General features: G+C 73.0%; 15 protein-coding genes. 14 read left to right on the top strand and 1 reads right to left on the bottom strand.

Going from position 1 to position 17,073, the window contains the following annotated elements; translation table 11 throughout:
- Positions 1 to 124: 124 nt before the first annotated feature.
- From ACIBFB_RS03085 to ACIBFB_RS03055, 7 genes are all read left to right on the top strand, one after another.
- Positions 125 to 1,081 carry a methionine ABC transporter ATP-binding protein gene (locus ACIBFB_RS03085; protein ID WP_397226407.1) on the top strand — a complete coding sequence of 319 codons (957 nt, stop codon included), beginning with the start codon at positions 125 to 127 and terminating at the stop codon, positions 1,079 to 1,081.
- 86 nt (positions 1,082 to 1,167) lie between these two features.
- On the top strand, positions 1,168 to 1,809 hold the full coding sequence (locus ACIBFB_RS03080) for a methionine ABC transporter permease (RefSeq protein ID WP_397226405.1): 642 nt from the start codon (positions 1,168 to 1,170) through the stop codon (positions 1,807 to 1,809).
- 72 nt (positions 1,810 to 1,881) lie between these two features.
- Entirely contained in the window at positions 1,882 to 2,736 is an 855-nt protein-coding gene (locus tag ACIBFB_RS03075) for a MetQ/NlpA family ABC transporter substrate-binding protein (protein WP_397225596.1), read from the top strand.
- 102 nt (positions 2,737 to 2,838) lie between these two features.
- Entirely contained in the window at positions 2,839 to 4,263 is a 1,425-nt protein-coding gene (locus ACIBFB_RS03070; protein ID WP_397225594.1) for a family 1 glycosylhydrolase, read from the top strand.
- 36 nt (positions 4,264 to 4,299) lie between these two features.
- Positions 4,300 to 5,334, top strand: a complete 1,035-nt coding sequence (locus ACIBFB_RS03065; RefSeq protein ID WP_397225592.1) for a LacI family DNA-binding transcriptional regulator — start codon at positions 4,300 to 4,302, stop codon at positions 5,332 to 5,334.
- Between the two features lie 137 nt (positions 5,335 to 5,471).
- Positions 5,472 to 5,696 carry a hypothetical protein gene (locus ACIBFB_RS03060; protein WP_397225590.1) on the top strand — a complete coding sequence of 75 codons (225 nt, stop codon included), beginning with the start codon at positions 5,472 to 5,474 and terminating at the stop codon, positions 5,694 to 5,696.
- Between the two features lie 30 nt (positions 5,697 to 5,726).
- A complete protein-coding gene (locus ACIBFB_RS03055) occupies positions 5,727 to 6,404 on the top strand; it encodes a hypothetical protein (protein WP_397225588.1) in 678 nt (225 codons plus the stop codon).
- 34 nt (positions 6,405 to 6,438) lie between these two features.
- On the opposite strand, the gene ACIBFB_RS03050 is transcribed toward ACIBFB_RS03055, so the two are convergent.
- Positions 6,439 to 7,593 (bottom strand): D-alanyl-D-alanine carboxypeptidase family protein, encoded by a 1,155-nt coding sequence (locus ACIBFB_RS03050; protein WP_397225586.1) that lies wholly within the window; start codon positions 7,591 to 7,593, stop codon positions 6,439 to 6,441.
- 694 nt (positions 7,594 to 8,287) lie between these two features.
- On the opposite strand from ACIBFB_RS03050, the gene ACIBFB_RS03045 reads away from it, so the two are divergent.
- The 7 genes from ACIBFB_RS03045 (at position 8,288) to pgsA (ending at position 17,043) form a co-directional block, all read left to right on the top strand.
- A complete protein-coding gene (locus tag ACIBFB_RS03045) occupies positions 8,288 to 11,623 on the top strand; it encodes a nitrate- and nitrite sensing domain-containing protein (RefSeq protein WP_397225584.1) in 3,336 nt (1,111 codons plus the stop codon).
- Between the two features lie 235 nt (positions 11,624 to 11,858).
- On the top strand, positions 11,859 to 12,260 hold the full coding sequence (locus ACIBFB_RS03040; RefSeq protein WP_075926658.1) for a roadblock/LC7 domain-containing protein: 402 nt from the start codon (positions 11,859 to 11,861) through the stop codon (positions 12,258 to 12,260).
- 98 nt (positions 12,261 to 12,358) lie between these two features.
- The gene (locus ACIBFB_RS03035) at positions 12,359 to 12,775 is read left to right on the top strand and encodes a DUF742 domain-containing protein (RefSeq protein WP_369974511.1); all 417 of its coding nucleotides are present in this window, start codon (positions 12,359 to 12,361) and stop codon (positions 12,773 to 12,775) included.
- A 34-nt stretch (positions 12,776 to 12,809) separates the two neighbouring features.
- Complete coding sequence (locus ACIBFB_RS03030) at positions 12,810 to 13,403, top strand: GTP-binding protein (protein ID WP_397225581.1); 594 nt, start codon at positions 12,810 to 12,812, stop codon at positions 13,401 to 13,403.
- A gap of 82 nt (positions 13,404 to 13,485) precedes the next feature.
- Positions 13,486 to 15,201 carry a DUF885 domain-containing protein gene (locus tag ACIBFB_RS03025; protein WP_397225579.1) on the top strand — a complete coding sequence of 572 codons (1,716 nt, stop codon included), beginning with the start codon at positions 13,486 to 13,488 and terminating at the stop codon, positions 15,199 to 15,201.
- Between the two features lie 506 nt (positions 15,202 to 15,707).
- Positions 15,708 to 16,283 (top strand): HIT family protein, encoded by a 576-nt coding sequence (locus tag ACIBFB_RS03020; RefSeq protein WP_397225577.1) that lies wholly within the window; start codon positions 15,708 to 15,710, stop codon positions 16,281 to 16,283.
- 130 nt (positions 16,284 to 16,413) lie between these two features.
- The gene (gene pgsA / locus ACIBFB_RS03015) at positions 16,414 to 17,043 is read left to right on the top strand and encodes a phosphatidylinositol phosphate synthase (protein ID WP_397226402.1); all 630 of its coding nucleotides are present in this window, start codon (positions 16,414 to 16,416) and stop codon (positions 17,041 to 17,043) included.
- Positions 17,044 to 17,073: the final 30 nt, after the last annotated feature.

Genomic DNA, 17,073 nt, shown 5'->3' with positions numbered 1-17,073 from the left:
CCCGGGCCCTCCGTACGCTCGGACGCGGGCGTCCGCACCCGCGCTTGAGTCCCGCCCCGGGCGATCCCCACGGGCGCCGGGACACCACCGCTGAGACGTCGATGGGAAGACCGTGATTGACGCAGTGGGCCTGCACAAGGCCTACCGGTTGCACAAGCACCGGGTGACCGCCCTGAAGGGCGTCGACCTGCGGGTCGAGCCCGGTGAGATCTACGGTGTCGTGGGGCAGAGCGGCGCGGGCAAGAGCACCCTGCTGCGCTCGGTGAACCTCCTGGAGCGCCCGGACTCCGGCACGGTCGCGGTCGACGGCCAGGAGCTGACCGCGCTGCGGGGGTCCCGCCTGCGCGCCGCGCGCCGAACCATGGGCATGGTCCACCAGCACTTCGCCCTGCTGTCGTCGCGCACGGTCGCGGGCAACGTCGGCTTCCCGCTGGAGGTCGCGGGCGTGGACCGCGCCCGCCGCCGGGCCCGGGTCGGCGAGCTCCTGGAACTGGTCGGGCTCGGTGACAAGGCGCGCGCCTACCCGTCCCAGCTCTCCGGCGGGCAGAAGCAGCGCGTGGGCATCGCCCGCGCCCTGGCCTCGGCCCCCAAGGTCCTGCTCAGCGACGAGGCGACCTCCGCACTGGACCCGGCCACCACCGACTCCATCCTCGCCCTGCTCGGCCGCCTGCGCGACGAGCTCGGGCTGACCATCCTGCTGATCACCCACGAGATGGACGTGATCAAGCGGATCTGCGACTCGGCGGCCATCATGGAGGGCGGGGAGTTCCGCGAGTCCGGCCGCGTCCTGGACCTCATCGGCACACCGGGCTCGCTCCTGGCGCGGTCCCTGTTCCCGATCCCCGAGGACGGGGGGCCCGACACCGTGACCGTCACCTACCCGCGCTCCTTCGACGAGCCGCTGATGTCGGAGCTGACCCGCCGCTTCGACGTGGACGCCAACATCCGCGGCGGCGGCGTGGAGCGCGTCGCCGGGCAGTCGGTGGGCCGCCTGAGCGTCGACGTGCGCGGCGCCCGCCGCGCCGAGGCGCTCGCCTTCCTCTCCGAACGCGGTCTGCTGGTCGAGGAGGCCGGACAGTGATCACCCCCGCCCCGACCCTCGCCTCGGCCGCCGAGCCCTCGGGCCCGGCGGACGCGGTCGTCGACTTCGTCCTGGCCTGGCCCGCGATGTGGCCGGACCTGTGGCTGGCCACCATGGACACCGTCTACATGGTGTGGTGGGCGACCGTCTTCAGCGTCCTGTTCGGCCTGCCCCTGGGCGTGCTGCTGGTGGCCACCGACCGGGGCGGCCTGACCCCGGCCCCCGCCGTGCGCGCCGTGCTCGGCGCCGTCGTCAACGTCGGCCGCTCCCTGCCGTTCATCGTGCTCATGGTCGCGGTGCTCTCCCTGACCCGATTCCTCGTCGGCACGACCCTGGGCCCCACGGCCGCGATCGTCCCGCTGAGCATCGGCGCGATCCCCTTCTTCGCGCGCCTGGTGGAGACCGCCGTGCGCGAGGTCGACCGCGAGGTCGTCGAGGCCGCGCACGCCATGGGCACGCGCAGGCTCACCATCGTGGGCAAGGTGCTGCTGCCCGAGTCGCTGCCTGGCCTGGTCGCCGGACTGGTGATGACCGTGGTCACCCTCATCTCCTACTCCGCGATGGCCGGCGCGATCGGCGGCGGGGGCCTGGGCGACCTGGCCATCCGCGAGGGCTACCAGCGCTTCAACGACCACTACCTGTGGGCGACGGTCATCCTGCTCATCGTCATCGTGCAGGCCTGCCAGAGCCTGGGCGACCTGGTGGTGCGCCGCCTGTCCCGCCGCTGACGTCCACTCCCCCCTTCCCCCCGCCTCCCCCCGCCGAGGTGTCCGCTGTCCAGTGGAGAAGGGGAGACGGAGATGGCGACACGGAGCGCGAAGACGCGTACGGGCGCGGCCGCGGGGTTGGCCGCGGTGCTGCTCGCGTCGTGCGGGAGTCCGAGCGAGCGCGCGCAGGAGGAGGGCGGCGACGGCGGGGCGCTGACCACGCTGAGGGTCGGCGCGACGCCCGTGCCGCACGCCGAGATCCTGGAGTTCGTCGACGACGAGCTCGCGGCCGAGGCCGGGTTGGCCCTGGACGTGGTGGTGTTCACCGACTACAACCAGCCGAACGCGGCGCTGGCCGAGGGCGAGCTGGACGCGAACTACTACCAGACGCTGCCGTTCCTGGAGGAGTACCTCGCGGGCAACCCCGACACGGCCCTGAGCTACCTGTCCGACGTGCACCTGGAGGCGTTCGGGATCTACTCCGACGAGGTCTCCGACCTGGAGGCCCTGCCGGAGGGCGCGCGGATCGGACTGCCCAACGACACGTCCAACATGGGGCGGGCGCTCGACCTGCTCGCCGACCACGGGGTCATCGCCCTGGCCGACGACGCCGGGACCACGCCCGCGCTCGACGACGTGGCGACCGCGGGGGCCGAGCTGGTCCCGGTCGAGGCGGCGCAGCTGCCCCGCTCGCTCCAGGACCTGGACGCCGCCGTGGTCAACGGCAACTACGCCCTGGAGGCCGACCTGCCGGCGACGGCCAACGTTCTGGCCTGGGAGGCCACCGAGGGCAACCCCTACGCCAACGGGCTGGTCGTGCGCACCGGGAACCGCGCCGACCGGCACCTGCTCCAGTTGGACGAGCTGCTGCACAGCGAGGAGGTCCGCGCCTTCATGGAGCGGCGCTGGGCGGGCATCGTGATCCCCGTGGGGATGGAGGAGCCGTAACGGTTGGGTCTCGCCGCCCGGCTGCTTCGTTGACAGTGCGGGCGGCGGTCCGCTTCGATAATGGGAGCGCTCCCAAACGTCCGGACATGGAAGGTGCGTGCCGTGACCGACCGAGAAGAGTTCCCCGAGGGCTTCCTGTGGGGAGCCGCCACCGCCTCGTTCCAGATCGAGGGTGCCACCACCGCCGACGGGCGCGGCGCCAGCATCTGGGACACCTTCTGCGCCACCCCGGGCAAAGTCCTGGGCGGCGACACCGGCGACCCGGCGGACGACCACTACCACCGCCACGCCCAGGACGTCGGGCTCATGCGCGAGCTCAACCTGGGCGCCTACCGCTTCTCCGTCGCCTGGCCGCGCGTCCTGCCCGAGGGCTCGGGCGAGGTCAACCGCGCCGGACTCGACTTCTACGACCGCCTCGTCGACACCCTCCTGGCCGCAGGCATCCAGCCCTGGGCCACCCTCTACCACTGGGACCTGCCCCAACGGCTCCAGGACGCGGGCGGCTGGCCGCACCGCGACACCGCCCGGCGGTTCGCCGACTACGCGGCCGTCGTCGCGGAGAGGCTCGGTGACCGCGTCCGCCACTGGATGACCGTCAACGAACCGTGGTGCGCCTCCTTCCTCGGCCACCACCTGGGCGTCCACGCGCCGGGCCACCGCGACCCCGTCGCCGCGCTGGCCGCCGCCCACCACCTGCTGCTCGGGCACGGCCTGGCCGCCGAGGCGATCCGCTCGACCGGCCACGACGCGCGGATCGGACTGGCGCACAACCAGGCGGTCATCCGCCCCCACTCCGCCACGGCCGAGGACGTGCGGGCGGCCCGCCGCGCGGACGGCGTACGCAACCGGATCTTCACCGACCCCCTCCTGCGCGGCGCCTATCCGGCCGACGTGCTGGCGGACCTGGCCCACCTCACCGACTTCTCCTTCGTCGCCGACACCGACCTGGCCGCCATCGCGACCCCGCTCGACTTCCTCGGCGTCAACTACTACGCGCCCGAGTGGGTCGCCGCCTCGGCCAAGGGCCTGGACCCGGACACGGTCAGCGGCGGCGGAGTCGGAAGCGGCGAGGACGGCGGGGGCGGCGCGTGGATCGGCGCCACGCCCGAGGAGGTGCACGTCTCCCAGGGGCTCCCGGTCACGCACATGGGTTGGGAGGTCGACCCCAGCGGCATGTACGACGTGCTGCGGCGCCTGGCCGCCGAGAGCGGCGGAATCGACCTGTACGTCACGGAGAACGGGTGCGCCTACGAGGACACCGTGACCGGCGACGGCGCGGTGCACGACCCCGACCGCATCGCCTACTACGAGGGCCACGTGCGGGCGGCCCTGGAGGCCGTACGATCGGGCGTGCCGCTGCGCGGATACTTCGCGTGGTCCCTGCTGGACAATTTCGAGTGGGCGTGGGGATACTCGCGCAGGTTCGGACTCGTGCACGTCGACTACGCCACGCAGGAGCGCGTGGTCAAGGACAGCGGCCGCTGGTACGCGCGGCTGGCGGGAACCGGCCGCATCCCGCGGCGGTAGGACGGCACGTCCCCACAGGAACCGAAGGAGCAGCGAGTGGCCAGGAGCGGTGGCGGTCGGCGTCGTCCGACGCTGGAGATGGTGGCGGAACGCGCCGGTGTGGGCCGGGGCACCGTCTCCCGGGTGATCAACGGGTCGTCCCAGGTGAGCCCCCGCACCCGGGAGGCCGTGCACAGCGCGATCGCCGAACTGGGCTACAGCCCCAACCAGGCCGCGCGCACCCTGGTCACCCGCCGCACCGACACCGTCGCCCTGGTGGTCTCCGAACACCGCGACCGGCTGTTCACCGACCCCTACTTCGCCGACATCATCCGCGGCGTCAGCTCGGTCCTGCACGAGCGGGACCTCCAGCTGATGCTCACCACCGCCCGGACCGAGGCCGAGCACGAGAAGGTCGGCGACTACCTCGGCGGCTCCCACGTCGACGGCGCGCTGCTGGTCTCCATGCACCGCGACGACCCGCTTCCGCGCCGGCTGGCCGAGGCGGGCGTCCCCGTGGTGCACGGCGGCCAGCCGCACCCCACGGCCAGGCCCGCGCCCTACGTCGTCGACATGGACAACGTCGGGGGGGCGCGGGCCGCGGTGCGCCACCTCCTCGACACGGGCCGACGCCGCGTCGCCACCATCACCGGTCCCCAGGACATGACCGCGGGCCTGGCGCGGCTGACCGGCTACAGGGAGGTGCTCACGGAGGCCGGGATCCCCGCCGACGAGCGGCTCGTGGCCGCCGGGGACTTCAGCGTCGAGGGCGGCGCCCGAGCGATGGAGCGGCTGCTCGAGGCCGGCGGAGCGCCCGACGCCGTGTTCGCCGCCTCCGACCTCACGGCGCTGGGCGCCCTGCGCGTGCTGCGCGAGCGCGGTCTGCGCGTGCCCGGCGACGTCGCGGTGGTCGGTTTCGACGACACCCTCATGGCCCAGCACTGCGATCCGCCGCTGACCACGGTGCACCAGTCCACCGAGCGCATGGGGCAGGAGATGGCGCGCCTGCTCGTCGACGTGGCGATCCCGGGGACGCGGGAGAGCGCGACGACCATCCTGGACACCCGTCTGGTGGTGCGCGACTCGGCCTGAACCGACCCCGCCCCCTGGCCCGCCCGAGCGGCCGTGCACCCGCTCTGACCCGCAATTTCGTCCGCGTTCACGGGTGGACGCGCGCCCCGCCGCTGTGTCAGGCTGGTCGCGATTTCGCGGGGAGACGGTGGGAGCGCATGGACCCGACGCGGGAACCGACGCACACGCGGTGCGCGATAAGCTCATGCGGTTGGTGCGAACGGAGCGGCGTCGACTGCCGGTTCTGTTCCGGCACGGGGTGGTGGCGGCCCGAACAGCCGCACCGGGACGGCAACGGCGTCATCGTCTGGCGACGGGTGGACGAGCCGTGCCGGGGCTGCGCCGGGACGGGCAAGGAGCACAGCCCCGTCGCGGCGGTGTGAGCGCGCCCGCCCGGACGATGAGGAGCGACGTTGGACTGGGTGACCTACCTGTCCCCGAGCGGCGGCGGCGCGCGCCTGGGCGCCCTGGAGGACGGTGACGTCCACGGCTGCCCGGTGACCGACGACCTGGCCGCGCTCCTGGACGCGGGCCCCGAGGCGATGGCCGAGGCCCACGCCCGCGCGGTCGACGACCCGGTGGAGATCATCTTCGAGCCCGAGGCGCGCCTGTGCGCTCCGCTGGTCCCCGACGACCCCGTGCCGGCGCGGTTCGGCGGCACCGCGAGCGCCCTCGCCCCGGACCTGGTCCGGGGCGTGGACGACGGCGTGGTGGCCGGTGTGCGCAGGGCGCGGATCGGACTGGCCGCCGTCGCGGGCGCCGCGGGGCCCACGACCGCCTACACCATGGCCTGCCTGTGGCTCGGCGCGGAGGGCGCGCCCCTCCAGCTGACCCTCGGCCCGGATCTGGTCACGGAGGACGAACTCGTCGACGCGGACGGAGCCCGGGTGCAGGAGTTCGCCGCCTTCGTGGACGGCCGCCAGATCGGGTACGGCGGAGCGGACCCCCGGGACGCCTGGTTCACGGCCGGGTCCGGCCGTGTCCGCGCCCTGCTGTGCCTGGAGACCGAACCCCTGGGCCCCGACGACGAGGTCGAGGTGCACGCCGGGCCGCTGGGCGGATTCGAACTCCGGCTGGGCTCGCTGGTCTGACCGTCCGCCCGATCCCGGTCACGCGGCCGTACGGTCAACCGGTGAACTCCCAGTGCCAGGGTTCGAAGCCGCCACGAGCCCAGTCGGGGTTGATCCAGCCGTGTCCGGGCGCGTGGGCGAGCATCCACGCGTGCTGCGGACTGCCGAAGTCGTGCACTCCGCCGCACAGGTCCACCGCCAACCCCAGGCCGTGCTGGCTCGTGCCCGGACGGGCGGCCATGCCCGGCAGCATCTCCTGGAACAGGCGCACCTGTTCGTGGTACGGGCGGTAGGAGTCGGCCACGCACATCGGCACGCCGAACCGCGCGCGGTAGGCGGCGTCGAGTGCGACGAAGGCCGCCGCCGCGTCCGGCCGCAGCCACTCGCCCGCCTGCGGGAGCGGGCACAGCGCCGACACGGGGTAGCGGCCGTTCACGTGCGAGCCGCCGTCGCCGCCCGAGCACACCAGGGTCTCCGGGGCGCGCCGCGCACGGTCGCCCCCGGCCTCCTCCTGGGCGCCGACCGCCGGCACTGCCTCCTCCGTCGTCCCCGTGCCCTCGGCGGGCCCCCGAGCGGACTGGGCCCCCCGTGCCGCACGGCGCTCGGCGAGCAGCCCCTCCAACCGGGTCTGCTCGTCCAGCAGCTCCCCGAACCGGTCCTCCTGGGCGTTCAGGGCGGCCTCCGCCTCCGCGCGGGCGGTGGCGGCGGCCTCGGCCGCCTCGGCCCGTTCGTGCTCCGCTCCCTCCGCGAGGTCGGCGAGGGCGCCCGCCGCCAGGCGCGCGGCCTCGGCACGGTCGAGCTCGGCGGTGCGGTGCCCGGCGAGCAGCGTGAGGTAGGCGCCGCGTTCGAGCAGGTCCTCGGGGCCGCCCATCCAGGCCCGGGCCGGGTGCGCGGATCCGTCCATGTAGGCCGCGGCGGCCTGGCGCGCGGCGGCCAGACGGGAGCCCTCGCGCCGGGCGCGGGCGGTCTCGGCCCGTTCCTGGGCGGCTTCCCGACGGGCGGTGGCCTCGGCCAGGCGCCCGCTCTCGCGCCGGTAGTCGGCGATCCGGTCCACCGCGGTGCCGCGCAGAGTCTCCAGCTCGGCACGCAGGGCAGCCAGTTCCACGCGCACGTCGCCGAGGCCCTCCTGCTCCGCGGCGCCGGGCGGCCCCGTCTCGGCCAGGGCCGGGGCAGCGGTGCTGAGGACGAGGAGGACCGCGCTTCCCCACACGAGTACGGTCCTGACCGAAAAGACGCGACGGCCGCGCAGAGGACCCTCGGTCCGGAGTCCGGCACCGACCGTGTCCGACGGTGGGCGCAATGGGGTGCACGGCATCGGTTCCTCCCCAGGACCTGCATATACGTCATGTCACGATGTCATGTCGGGAAGGTGGTGATGGGGAGGCGAAGCGCGTGTCCAAATAGTTACCAGCACCGGTGGTGGGGTTTCGGACTGCGTGGATGACCTGGGTCATTGGTCAGAATCTCGACAGCCGGGGCGAAGCGGCGCCGGACGGGCGCGGATGATCCCGCCGAAGGCCGTCAATCGGGCGAAGCGAGTCCATCGCGCCCATTGGTACGCTATCCACCGCACGCGCACCTAAGGAACCTGTTAGGTGGGCGGCGCCTCTCCTCCCAGGCGAGTCCGGCGGACAGTCTTCACATCTTCCCCAAACTCCCACCGCTTCCTGATCCGGCGGGCCGCAGGGTCCGAACCGATCACCTCCGAAGACTGCTTCGGTCAGGAGTGGTCAACCCCTGGGTTCAACAGCCGTTCGAGGCGGTGACACGAAAGGTTGCGAGGGTCCGTGTCGACACGAGCGACAGCAAGCGGGGCCAATGCGCAGAGCGAGGCAGCGCAGCCCGAACACGCAGATGCCGCGCCCCGGCGCAGAGCCGACTGGTGGCGGCCACGTAACTGGCGGGTGCGCTCCCGACTGGTGGCCCTCATCGTCATTCCCACAGCCGTCGCGCTCGCGCTCGGCGGTCTGAGGGTCTACGAGTCCACGGACACCACCGTCACCCACGCGCACATCCAGGACCGCGCCGAGATCGGTGTCCTGGTCGTGGAGATGGCCAACCAGCTCGGCCGGGAGCGTTCGGCCAGCGCGGTCTACATCTCCGACGACCCCGACCCCTCACGCCGGTCCGACGACCTGCGCCAGCGGCTGGAGGAGCAGCGCGACGCCTCGCGCGAGCTGTACACCAGCCTCATGGCCCAGCTCGACGACATGGGGGAGATGGACGGCGATCTCGCCACGACCCGCCTCGACAACATGCGGACCCAGCTGCAGAACCTGGACACGCTGCGCGAGGAGGTCGACACCACCCGCGTCACGGTGCTGCCCGTGGTGACGAACTACCGCACGATCTCCCGGTCGCTGCGCGAGTTCAACCAGACCATCGCCGACGAGAGCGGCGACACCGACCTGCGCGAGGCCGTGCGTGCCCTCACCGCCCTGTCCAGCGCGCGCGACCAGCTCTCCTACGAGACCGCGCTGATGAGCCACTCGCTCTCGCGCAACACGATGACCGGCGGTATCGCCGAGGCCATCGAGTCCAGCCGGGCCAGGTACGAGAACGAGATCTCGAACTTCGTCCAGGCGGCCTCGCCCGAGCAGCGCGCGATCTTCGACGAGAACTTCACCGGGCTGGAGGTCAGCCAGGTCTCCACGATGCGCATGCGCGTCATGTACCGCGCGGACCGCGGTGACAGCCTGACCGGTGTCACCTCCAACGACGGCCCCGAGGACTACCAGGAGATCGCCGACACGGCCCTGGACCTCCTCCAGACGGTCGAGACCGAGATCGCGGGCGAGATCGCGAACGACGCGGACCAGCTGCGCACCGCCGCCATGATGCGCACGGCCACCGACCTCGTCGTCGTCGCGCTGGTCCTCCTCGCGGTGTTCGTCCTGACCTCGCTGGTGGTCCGCTCCCTGGTGCGCCCCCTGCGCACCCTGGAGGACGGCGCCCGCCGCATCGCCGAGCGCGACCTGCCCGAGGCGATCAACCGGATGCAGGAGGCGGGCAGCGCCCCCGACGTCCGCGTCACGCCGATCGAGGTCGACACCAGGGACGAGATCGGCGAGGTGGCCCGCGCCTTCGACGACGTCCACCGCGTCGCCCTCACCCTGGCCTCCGACGAGGCCGCCCTGCGCAGCAACGTCAACGCGATGTTCGTCAACCTGTCCCGCCGGAGCCAGACCCTGGTGGAACGGCAGCTGCGCCTGATCGACGGTCTGGAGCAGTCCGAGCAGGACGCGGACCGCCTCTCCGACCTGTTCCAGCTGGACCACCTCGCGACGCGTATGCGCCGCAACAACGAGAACCTGCTGGTCCTCTCCGGCCAGGACAACACCCGCAAGTGGGCCCAGCCGGTCCCGCTGGTCGACGTCCTCCGCGGCGCCGTCTCCGAGGTCGAGCAGTACGAGCGCGTCAACGTGCGGGCCCCCTCGCACATCTCGGTGCTCGGCCGCCCGGTCAACGACGTCATCCACCTGGTCGCCGAGCTGGTCGAGAACGCCACCTCGTTCTCTCCGCACGACACCGAGGTCCTGGTCAGCGCCAAGACCCTCGCGGGCGGCGGCGTCCAGGTCGACGTCACCGACAGCGGTATCGGCATGGCGGCCGAGGACCTGGCGGCGATCAACGCCCGCCTGGCGGCACCGCCGGTCATCGACGTCGCGGTCTCGCGCCGCATGGGCCTCTTCGTGGTCTCGCGCCTGGCCCACCGCCACGGCATCGAGCTCAGACTGGCGGAGGCGCACGGCGGCGGTACCACGGCGCGCGTCATCTTCCCGCCGGACCTGCTGATCACCCCGGTCGAGGGCCAGCACGCCGTGGGCGGCGCCGAGCCGCGCGCACAGCTGCCCGCGGGCGCGCCCGACACCTACGCCGAGGCCGAGGCCGCCTTCGCGTCCAGCCCCGCTCCCGCGGAGCCGGGCGACCCGTGGCAGACCCAGGACACCACCTCCGACCTCGGCGCGCTCGGCGGGCTGCCCAAGCGCCAGCCGGGCACCACCCGCGGCGACGAGCACCCGCCCAGCGGCCAGGACCTGTGGGACACCGGCCAGAACGCCAACGGCTCCGGATCGCTGTTCGAGCCGACCCGCGGCGCGGGGACCACGGGGCCCGGCGGCGCCGACCTGAACCAGCCGGTGATCGACCCCTACGACGTCTCCGACGAGGAGGAGACCCGCCCGGACGGTCCGGGACGCAGCCTCTTCGACCCCGCTCCGCGCGCCGACGGCGGCGGGTCGGTCTTCGGCGACAGCGGGTCCCCGAGCCGCTCGACGGACACCGGCGCGTTCAGTCGCCCCAGCGACACCTCCTCGTTCTCGCGACCCGCGGACACCGGAGCCTTCTCGCGTCCCGCCGACACCGGGACCCACGGCCGCTCCGACACCGGCGGCACGGACTTCTTCGGTTCGGGCTCCTCGTCCGCCTCGGGCGGGCGCCGGGACTCCGACCCGCTGTCCGGCCGCAACACCGCCGGCGCGCACGAGCGTCCGTCCACGCGCGGCGGGGACACCGAGTCCTTCCCGCCGGTCTCCTCCGACTGGGGGTCGCGTCCGGCGGCCCGACCGGAGCCGACCCCGCCTCCGGCGCCGGAGCGTCCCCAGTCGGGCAACGACACCGGGAACTGGCGCACGGGCGGTTCGGACTCCCGCGAGGGCTACGGGTCGACCGCCTACCTGTCCCGCCGTTACGGGGGCGCTCAGGGCCCGAGCAACACCGTCGTACCGCCGACCCCTGCGGATGAGGGGTCGGACTCGCTGCCGATCTTCGACGCCATCGAGTCGAACTGGTTCAAGCGCCGCAGCGGCGGCCCGACCGTGGACTCCACCGAGACCGGCCCGATCCGCAAGGTCGACCCCGAGCAGCCCGCCCAGGGACCGACCGGCGGGCCGACCGCCCACGGGTCGACCGGCGTGCGGTCCGCCCCGACGCCGGCCGGTGCGCCGTCCGCCTCCCCCGGCCAGAGCGCCGGTACGGAGCGCGACTGGGAGTCGGCGGCCGACCGCGGTTGGCAGGCCGCGCGCACCGCGGCCGAGCCGCTCGCCGGCGGACTGACCACTTCGGGCTTGCCAAAACGTGTTCCCAAGGCAAACCTTGTGCCGGGGACCGCTCCTCGACCGGAGAACTTCAAGCAGATGCCCACGCGCAGCGCGGACCGTGTCCGCAACCGCTTCTCGGGCTTCCAGAAGGGTGTTCGCGAGGGGCGTAACCAGCTGGGTGACGGCTCGACGGAGGGATGACGCCGGTGGAACGTGGTGGGACGGGGTCCCCCTTATTCGAGGAAGCCGGATGCAATAGCATCTACCGAGCTTCTCGGACGGGCTACACCCAGCGCTTGACGAGAGTCGAACACCAGACCCCCGGTGGCCGTCCCCTCAGACGGCTCCGGATCGGACGCAGGAACAGTGCTGTCACATGCCGTGCCGGCGGTAGCAGTGCGGTGAGACCAGCCGGCGAACTTGGACAGGAGATCAGATGAGTCGACAGGTCAATGAGCTCAACTGGTTGATCACTGACTTTGCCGACCGGGTTCCGGACGTCGCCCACGCGATCGTCGTCTCCTCGGACGGCCTTCCGTTGGCGTCGTCGGCGGGCTTCCCGGCTGACAGGGCGGACCAGCTGGCGGCCATCGCCTCCGGCCTCTCCAGCCTGACCCAGGGGGCGTCCCGGGTGTTCGAGGGTGGAGCGGTCGCCCAGACCGTCGTGGAGATGGAACGGGGGCTGATGCTCATCATGGCCATCAGCGACGGTTCCTGCCTGGCGGTCCTGGCAGCGGCCGAGAGTGATCTGGGTCTGGTCGCGTACGAGATGACCCTGCTCGTCGAGCGGGCGGGGCGGGCGCTGACACCAACGGCGCGCACCTCGGGAATCCACTGATCCACCACCGACAGGAGGAAGTGGTGGCACCTCACAGTAGAGATGCCGGGAGCGCCTCGTGGTTCGGACAACAGCCGAGCGGTCCCTCCACCGGAGGGATCCCGTCTGTGCCGGGCGGCGGAGATGTTCCTCGACCTATCCAACAACCGTACGAACAACGACCCGCGGCGGGGAGCGCGCCCAGTTCACTGGTCCGCCCCTACGCCGTGACCAAGGGTCGCACCAAGCCGAAGTCGCAGCTTCCCCTGGAGGCGCTGATCTCGGCGACGGCGGCGGCCCGCAACGAGTCTGGGACGCTGACGCCCGAGTGGCAGGCGATCAGCGACCTGTGCCGGGAGTGGCGGTCCGTGGCGGAGATCTCCGCGCTGCTGCGGATGCCGCTCGGTGTGGCACGGGTGCTTGTGGCGGACATGTCCGAGCAGGGACTGGTCCAGATCAGGTCTTCGCTGAACAACGACGCCCGTCCCAACACCAACCTGCTTGAAAGGGTGCTCAGTGGACTTCGCAAGCTCTAGCCCAGCCGAGGAAGGCGGTGCTGGGGGGAACGCGATGACGTCGGTCAAGATCGTCGTCGCCGGGGGCTTCGGTGTCGGGAAGACGACATTCGTTGGCTCCGTCTCCGAGATCGTGCCGCTGACCACCGAGGCGGTCATGACCAGCGCCAGCGTCGGGGTGGACGACCTCGCCAAGACGCCGGACAAGCAGACCACCACCGTGGCGATGGACTTCGGCCGCGTCTCCCTTGACTCCGACCTGATCCTGTACCTGTTCGGCACCCCCGGACAGCACCGGTTCTGGTTCATGTGGGACGACCTGGTCAAGGGCGCCATCGGCGCGGTCGTCCTGGTGGACACCCGCCGCCTGGCGGACTGCTTCCCCGCGATCGACTACTTCGAGGAGGCGCGCCTGCCCTTCATCGTGGCGATCAACGGGTTCGACGGCTACTACCCCCACGCCGCCGACGAGGTCCGGGACGCGCTCACGCTCAGCCCGGACATCCCCATCGTCCAGGTGGACGCCCGCGACCGGGCCTCCACCAAGTCGACGCTCATCACCCTCGTCGAACACGCCATCACGGTGGGGGACCCCGAGGGCGCGGCAGGACAGCCCACCTCCACTGGCGGCCAGAACTCCTGGCGCTAGTCCCGGGCCCGGGGTCCCGCACAGAGCACGGCCCGGTTCCCGCACGGCGGGGACCGGGCGTCCGTGCTGGCATCATGGGGGAATGAGCTCTCCCTCCCAGCCCGACGCCGAGGCGATGACACAGCGGTTCCGACAGGTGGCCGAGCGGGTGCTCGACGCCCTGCTGGAGGACGCCCCCGAGTGGGCCCTGGAGCTGGGCGACACGCGCGGCGCGGCGCGGCTGTCCGACCACTCCGTCGAGGCCGACGCTCGGCGCGTCGCCGTGCTGACGGACGCGCTCGGTTCGCTGGACGAGATCGACGGCGACCTCATCCCCGAGGGCGACCTGGTCGACCTGGAGATCCTGCGCGCCAGACTGAGCGCCGACCTGTGGCACACCGCCGAGCTGCGTCCGCGCACCTGGAATCCCCTGCTGTACTCCCCGGGCGAGGCCGTCCACGCGCTGCTGGACCGCGACTCCCTCCCGGTGCCCGAACGCCTGGAGGCGCTGGCCGCGCGCTGCGCCGCGCTGCCCGACTACCTCGACACCGCGCGCGCCCGGCTCTCCGAGGGGCCGGGCATGCCGCGCGTCCACGTCGAGACCGCGCTGGCCCAGCTCGCCGGTGCCCGCGCCATGCTCACCGACGGGATCCCCGACCTGCTCCGCCGGGAGCCGTCCCTGACCGGGCGGGTCGACCCCGCGCGCGAGGCGGCCCTGGCCTCGGTCGAGCGGTACGGGGAGTGGCTGCGCGACCGGGTCGAGACCGCCACCGCCGATCCCCGTCTCGGCGAGCGGGACTTCGCGGCCCAGCTCTGGTACACCCTGGACTCCGAACTCTCCCCCGAGGCGCTGCTGGTGCGGGCGGAGAGCGACCTGCTCGCCACGGAGGAGGCCATCGCCGAGGCCGCGGCGGAGTACGAGGGCCGCCCCCGCCGCGCCGGCCAGGTCGCCGAGGTCCTGGCGGGACTGGCCGACGCCACCGCCACCGACGCCGACGGGGTCCGCCCGACCTGCGCTGACGCGCTGACCCACCTGTGGGACCGGGTCCGTCGGCTCGACCTGGTCACCGTGTACGACGACCCCGTCCGGATCATCCCCATGCCCGAGGCGCGGCGCGGCGTGGCCGTGGCCTACTGCGACCCGCCCGGGCCGTTGGACCCTGCCGCGCACGACATGCCGACGCTCGTCGCGGTGGCCCCGCCGCCCGCGGACTGGCCTCAGGAGCGGCAGGACTCGTTCTTCCGCGAGTACAACGGCACCATGCTGCGCAACCTCATGGTGCACGAGGCCGTGCCCGGCCACGCGCTGCAACTGGCCCACGCCAGCCGCCACGACGGCGCGACGCGGGTGCGCAGGACGCTGTGGAGCGGCACGTTCGTCGAGGGCTGGGCGGTCTACGGCGAGGAGGTGCTCGCGCGCCACGGCTGGCGCGACGGCTCCGGGGATGCCGCCCGCCGCGACAACCTCGCACTGCGCCTGATCCAGCTGAAGATGCGGCTGCGCGCCCTGCTCAACGCCGTCCTGGACGTGCGCGTGCACACCCGGGACATCACCGAGGCCGAGGCGATCGCCCTGCTCACCGAGCGCGGCCACCAGGAGGAGGGGGAGGCGGTGGGCAAGTGGCGCCGCGCCCAGCTCACCAGCGCGCAGCTGTCGACGTACTACGTGGGGTACACGGAGGTCGCCGAGATCGCCCGGGACCTGGCCGCCCGGCGTCCGGAGCTCTCCGAGCGCGAACGGCACGACGCCATGCTCGCCCACGGGTCCCCGCCGCCGCGCCACCTGCGCACGCTCCTGGGCCTGGCGGACCAGTGCTAGCTCCGGGCCGCCCGTCGCCCCGCGCCGCCCGGGGGCCGCTCCGCGCCGGGGCGGACACCCTCGACCGACGCCTGCGGCCCGGTACCCGCTCCGGTCGGGCGCCCCGAGACCGGGGATGCTTCCTCCCCGGCTTCGCCTGACGCTCGTTCCCCGCTCGCGGCTCGCCTCGTCGTGCGGCACCCCGGCGGCGCCCGAACGGTCACCCCCTGGAGCGACGATCCCCGGTTGTCCACAGGCGGACGGTCGCCGCTGACCGCATGTCCGCCGTGCTCCTATGCTGGGGTGCGGACGATCCCGGACGGCCGGAGCCGGAACCTCCGCCGGGCCGTACCCGACCCGGGCGCGTCCGGTGGACGCCGCCCGTCCCAGGGCGCGGCGGGTCCCCGCCGCGCACGGCCGCGCCCCCGCGCCCGGCGCGCGTCCACGCACGATCCCACGAGAGAACCCGAAGGAGGCAGGGGCTCCCTCCCCGGCGCGCGAGCCGGGGCGACGGCCCCGGAGAGCCGATGAGCGGTGTCGAGAACGGGCCCGAACACGGGCCGTCCAACCCCCCGGGAGCGGGGACCGGCGTCCCCGACGGATGGGAGCGGCTGTGGACGCCGCACCGCATGGCCTACATCAAGGGCGAGGGCAAGCCCACCGGGTCCGGCCCCGAGGACGGCTGTCCGTTCTGCGACGCCCCCGCGCTCGACGACGCCTCCGGGCTGGTGGTCGCGCGCGGCAAGACCGCCTACGCCGTGCTCAACCTCTACCCCTACAACAGCGGCCACCTGCTCGTGTGCCCCTACCGGCACGTGTCCGAGTACACCGCGCTCGACGAGGACGAGACCGCCGAGCTCGCCGCGCTCACCCAGGCGGGCATCCGCGCGCTCACCGACGCCTACCGGCCCCAGGGGTTCAACATCGGCATGAACCTCGGTACGGTGGCCGGTGCCGGAATCGCCGCCCACCTGCACCAGCACATCGTCCCCCGCTGGGGCGGCGACACCAACTTCATGCCGGTCATCGGCCACACCAAGGTCCTGCCCGAGATGCTGGAGCAGACCCGCGCGAAACTGGCCGAGCACTGGCCCGGGGCCTGACCGTCCCACCCTCCCGCGCCGCCCGCGCCGACGAACGGGCGGCGCGCCACCCCCGCCGGGCGCGGTTCCCACCCCCGGAGCCGTTCCCGCCCTACCATCACAAGAAGACATGCTGAGAATCCTTCGCCCCATGATCTCCCGGGTCACCACTCCGCTCGGCCGGAGTCTGGCCCGGATCGGCCTCACGCCGAACATCATCACCATCGTCGGCACCGTGGGCGTCGTCGCCAGCGCCCTGTACTTCTATCCGCGCGGGGAGCTGTACGCCGGTTCGGTCGTCATCGCCGTCTTCGCGCTCTTCGACATGCTCGACGGGGCCGTGGCCCGCGCCAACGACAGCGCCAGCGGCTTCGGCGCGTTCCTCGACTCCAGCCTCGACCGGGTGGCCGACGCCGCCATCCTCGCCGGGCTCCTGTGGTGGTTCATCAGCGAGGGCGACGACCCGCTGCTCGCGGGGGTCACCCTCTTCTGCCTCATCGCGGGCTTCATGGTCTCCTACATCAAGGCACGCGCCGAGGGCCTGGGCGTCAACTGCGACGTCGGCATGGCCGAGCGGACCGAGCGCCTGATCATCATCCTGGTGGCCGCGGGCGTCGGCGGGTTCGGCGTTCCCTACGTCCTGGCCGGCGGCCTGTGGCTGCTCGCGGGCATGACCCTGCTGACCGTCCTGCAACGGCTCGTCGAGACGCGCGCACGGCTCAACGAGATCGACGAGGGCCAGCGGGACGTGGACACCAACGGCGCCAACAGCGAGGCCTGACCCCGCCCGGAGGAGGACGAGGAAGCACGA

The organism is Nocardiopsis sp. NPDC050513 (genome assembly GCF_044457925.1).
GTDB lineage: Bacteria > Actinomycetota > Actinomycetes > Streptosporangiales > Streptosporangiaceae > Nocardiopsis.
Note: the sequence above shows the minus strand (reverse complement) of the source record. Positions and strands in the feature narration are given on the sequence as shown.

What these genes read in the sequence shown, in the direction of transcription:
- ACIBFB_RS03075 (WP_397225596.1), top strand. Translation starts at nt 1,882, where the DNA reads ATGGCGACACGGAGCGCGAAGACGCGTACGGGCGCGGCCGCGGGGTTG.
- ACIBFB_RS03080 (WP_397226405.1), top strand. Translation starts at nt 1,168, where the DNA reads ATGTGGCCGGACCTGTGGCTGGCCACCATGGACACCGTCTACATGGTG.
- ACIBFB_RS03025 (WP_397225579.1), top strand. Translation starts at nt 13,486, where the DNA reads ATGAGCTCTCCCTCCCAGCCCGACGCCGAGGCGATGACACAGCGGTTC.
- ACIBFB_RS03020 (WP_397225577.1), top strand. Translation starts at nt 15,708, where the DNA reads ATGAGCGGTGTCGAGAACGGGCCCGAACACGGGCCGTCCAACCCCCCG.
- ACIBFB_RS03040 (WP_075926658.1), top strand. Translation starts at nt 11,859, where the DNA reads ATGAGTCGACAGGTCAATGAGCTCAACTGGTTGATCACTGACTTTGCC.
- pgsA (WP_397226402.1), top strand. Translation starts at nt 16,414, where the DNA reads ATGATCTCCCGGGTCACCACTCCGCTCGGCCGGAGTCTGGCCCGGATC.
- ACIBFB_RS03060 (WP_397225590.1), top strand. Translation starts at nt 5,472, where the DNA reads ATGGACCCGACGCGGGAACCGACGCACACGCGGTGCGCGATAAGCTCA.
- ACIBFB_RS03030 (WP_397225581.1), top strand. Translation starts at nt 12,810, where the DNA reads ATGACGTCGGTCAAGATCGTCGTCGCCGGGGGCTTCGGTGTCGGGAAG.